This window comes from Micromonospora sp. NPDC003776, from assembly GCF_053605645.1.
In genome coordinates this window covers 1-3,206 of the sequence record NZ_JBSGJR010000693.1, presented here as the reverse complement: position 1 = coordinate 3,206, position 3,206 = coordinate 1, and the positions used below count along the sequence as shown (strand labels likewise).

3 protein-coding genes and 1 pseudogene are annotated in these 3,206 nt (G+C 76.6%); 1 reads left to right on the top strand and 3 read right to left on the bottom strand.

Annotation, left to right across the window (positions count from 1 at the left end):
• Positions 1-619: pseudogene (locus tag ACWEVO_RS33450) on the bottom strand (apolipoprotein N-acyltransferase); the annotation flags it as partial.
• 181 nt (positions 620-800) lie between these two features.
• Between ACWEVO_RS33450 and ACWEVO_RS33445 the strand changes: the two are divergent.
• Positions 801-1,145 (top strand): hypothetical protein, encoded by a 345-nt coding sequence (locus ACWEVO_RS33445; RefSeq protein WP_452311419.1) that lies wholly within the window; start codon positions 801-803, stop codon positions 1,143-1,145.
• A gap of 7 nt (positions 1,146-1,152) precedes the next feature.
• Here the strand turns inward: ACWEVO_RS33445 and ACWEVO_RS33440 are convergent, their stop codons facing one another.
• The gene (locus tag ACWEVO_RS33440) at positions 1,153-1,836 is read right to left on the bottom strand and encodes an ABC transporter ATP-binding protein (RefSeq protein ID WP_452311418.1); all 684 of its coding nucleotides are present in this window, start codon (positions 1,834-1,836) and stop codon (positions 1,153-1,155) included.
• Positions 1,833-2,864 (bottom strand): ABC transporter permease, encoded by a 1,032-nt coding sequence (locus ACWEVO_RS33435; RefSeq protein WP_452311417.1) that lies wholly within the window; start codon positions 2,862-2,864, stop codon positions 1,833-1,835. The genes ACWEVO_RS33440 and ACWEVO_RS33435 overlap by 4 nt, the downstream gene beginning before the upstream one ends.
• Positions 2,865-3,206 lie beyond the last annotated feature (342 nt).

Genomic DNA, 3,206 nt, shown 5'->3' with positions numbered 1-3,206 from the left:
GCCCGGCGGGCCGGCGCCAGTCGCGCCAGGCCAGGGCGGCCAGCAGCCCACCGGCGAGCGCGACGGCGAAGGTGACCAGCGGGGCGCCGCCGAGCGCGGCCAGCCGCAGCAGCGGGGAGGTGTCCTGGCTGAACGCCAGCCGCCCCCACGGGAACCCGCCGAACGGGGTCCGGTCGCGCAGCGCCTCCTGCCCCACCCACAGCAGCCCGGTGACCGCCGGCCACGCCCACCACCGGTGCCGGTCCACCAGCGGCGACACCCACGCGGTGGCGGCGCCGAGCAACGCCAGGTAGGCGGCCTGCAGCAGGGACAGCAGCAGCCACGGCAGGTAGCCGGTGTGCAGGTTCGTCCACTCCAGCAGCGGCGCGAACAGGGTCACCCCGGCGACGAAGCCCAAGCCGGCGCCGGCGCGCAGCCGCCGCCGGTGGGTGGCGGCGGCCAGCAGCGCCACCCCGACCGGCGCCAGCGCCCACACCCCGTACGGGGGGAAGGCCACCAGCAGGGCCAGGCCGGCGACGACGGCCATCGGCAGGGCCGCGGTCAGCGGCAGGGGACGCGGGCGCGCCCCGTCGCGTGCCACCTCGGTGGCACGGGTCTCTTCCCGGTCGAGCGTCGTCACCGGCACCTCACCACGATCACGCGCCGAAGGCTACCCGCCCGGGGCCCGGGTTCGCCCCGGCCGGGTGGCCCCACGGCCCGCGCCGGTTCGTTACCGAAGATCCACGTCGCCGGTTTCGGCGCGTGACCCCACCCCACGAGGCTGCCCGGGTGAGGGCGGGTCACGACGGGAACGGTGGTTCATGGTTCAGGTACCGGAACGCGACGGTCGCGTCGGCCCGCGCCGGACGGTCGTTTTTCTGCTGCTGGCGGCGCCGCTGCCGCTGATCTGCTGCGTGTCCGGGTTGTTGGCGTTCCTGGCGATGGCGCCATCCGAACCGTGCCAGCCGCCCGGCGTGGCCGACTGCGGTTGGGAGCCGATGGCGGTGCTGCCGGCCGCGCTGCTGGCCGGGGCATACGCCGTGGCGGCGTTCGTCGTGGTCGTGCTGCCCCGGTCCGCCACCTGGGCGCGGCTGCTCGCCCTGGCGCTCGTGCCGCTGGCCGTCGCGCCGCTGGCCTGGGCGGTGTTCGTCTACCGCCCCTACTGACCGGGGCTCAGCCAGCCGGATCGGGGACCCGCAGCCGCCCGTCGTGGACCTCGACGGTCCGGTCGGCGGCGGCGAGGTGCGCGCGGTCGTGGGTGACCAGGACGGTGGCGGTGCCCCGCTGGTGGGTCAGCCGGGTGATCAGGTCGATGACGGCGGCGCCGCGGTCGTGGTCCAGGGCGCTGGTGGGTTCGTCGACCAGCAGCACGGCCGGGTCGTTCATCAGCGCGCGGGCGATGTTGACGCGTTGGCGTTGGCCGCCGGAGAGCTGGTGGGGGCGGCGGCCGGCCTGGTCGGCCAGGCCGACGGCGTCGAGCAGGTCCAGCGCCCGGGCCCGGGCCCGGGCCGGGGATCGGCCGTCGAGGTGGGCCATGACCTGCAGCTGTTCGGCGGCGGTGAGGGCGGCCAGCAGGTTCGGCTGCTGGAACACGACGCCGACAGCCCGCCGGCGCAGCTCGGCCCGCCCGGCGCGGCTGAGCCCGGTGGTGGGGGTGCCCGCGACGGTGACGGTGCCGCTGTCGGGGGTGATCAGGGTGGCAGCGACGGCGAGGAGGCTGGACTTGCCGGAGCCGGACGGGCCGACGACGGCGGTGAGGGTGCCGGCGGGCACGTCGAGGCTGACGTGGTCGAGCGCGGTCAGCCGGCCCGCCCCGTCGGGGTAGGTGAGGGTGACGTCGGTCAGCGTGAGGCTCATCGGGCGCTCCCCAGGGCGGTCAGCGGGTCGACGGAGGTGATCCGGCGGATGGACAGGGCGGCCCCGAGCACACCGAGGGCGGTGATCACGGCGGCGGGGCCCAGGACGGTCGCCGGGGTGAGCAGGAACGGCACGGCGGAGCCGGCGACCAGGGCGCCGACGGCCGCCGCGGCGGCCGCGCCGACGAGGGTGCCGCCGGCCAGCAGAACGGCGGCCTGGCCCAGCGCGTCGCGCAGCAGGTTGCCGGTGGACGCGCCCAGAGCCTTGAGGACCGCGACGTCGCCGCTGCGCTGGATGGTCCACACGCTGAAGAACGCGCCGATGACCAGCGCCGCGATGGCGAACAGGAAGCCGCGCATCAGTTGCAGCGACCCGTTCTCCGAGCGGTAGGAGCCGATCGCGGCGAGCGAGTCGCCGACGCGGACGGTCTTCGTGCCGGCGGCCGCGTCGGTGGCGGCGACGTCGACGCCGGCGGTGGTCCGCAGCGCGATGACGGTGGCGGTGGGGCCACCCGCCCCGGCCGGCGGTGCGGCGGCCCGCCACGTGTCGAGGCTGACCCAGATCACCGGGGTGTGGCTGTAGGAGGCGTCCCCGGCCACGGCGGCGACACGCAGCGTCCGCCCGCCGACGGTGACCCGGTCGCCGGCGCGCACCTGCAGGCCGTCGGCGGCGCGGGTGGACAGCACGGCGGACCGGTCGTCGGGGCCGCCGGCCGGGGCCAGCGGCGAGCCCGCCGCGACACCGAACGCGGTCACCGCGAGGCCGGTGTCCCCCGCGGTGGCGCGGGTGGTGGTGATGCCCAGCGGCTCGGCCCGGCTGACCCCGGGCGCCTGTGCCCACCGCCGCCACTGCGCCTGCCTGACGGTCGAGTCGGCGTACGACAGGTCCTGTCCCGCGGCGGGCGCGGCGAAGGCGATCCGGTCGGCGGGCAGGTCGGTGACGGCGGACACGTTCTGCCGGCCCAGCCCGGCGGTGAGCCCGGACAGCAGCCCGACCAGCAGGCTGATCAGGGCGACGACGGCGCCCATGAGGGCGAACCGCCCCCGGGCGAACCTCAGGTCTCTCCATGCCACGTACACGTGGGCCTCTGCCTTCCTCGACGGCGGTGCGCTGCCGTTCCAGCGTGACCGCCGCCGTAGCGGCGGGCAGCCGGCGAAGGACGGCACTTGCCGGGCCGTCGGTCGGCGGCAGGATTACCTCCTTTGGCAGAGGGCGCGCCGGTGACCGGCACCTACGCTGGAGGAACTGTGAACACGCCCACCACCACCACCACCGTCACGCCGGGCGTCCGGGCGCTGGCCTGGTGTCTGCACCTGCTGGTCGCCGGGCTGCTCGCCCTGGCCGCCGGCCGACGGCCCGGCAAGTGCCGT

What these genes read in the sequence shown, in the direction of transcription:
- ACWEVO_RS33445 (WP_452311419.1), top strand. Translation starts at nt 801, where the DNA reads ATGGTTCAGGTACCGGAACGCGACGGTCGCGTCGGCCCGCGCCGGACG.
- ACWEVO_RS33440 (WP_452311418.1), bottom strand. Translation starts at nt 1,836, where the DNA reads ATGAGCCTCACGCTGACCGACGTCACCCTCACCTACCCCGACGGGGCG.
- ACWEVO_RS33435 (WP_452311417.1), bottom strand. Translation starts at nt 2,864, where the DNA reads ATGGGCGCCGTCGTCGCCCTGATCAGCCTGCTGGTCGGGCTGCTGTCC.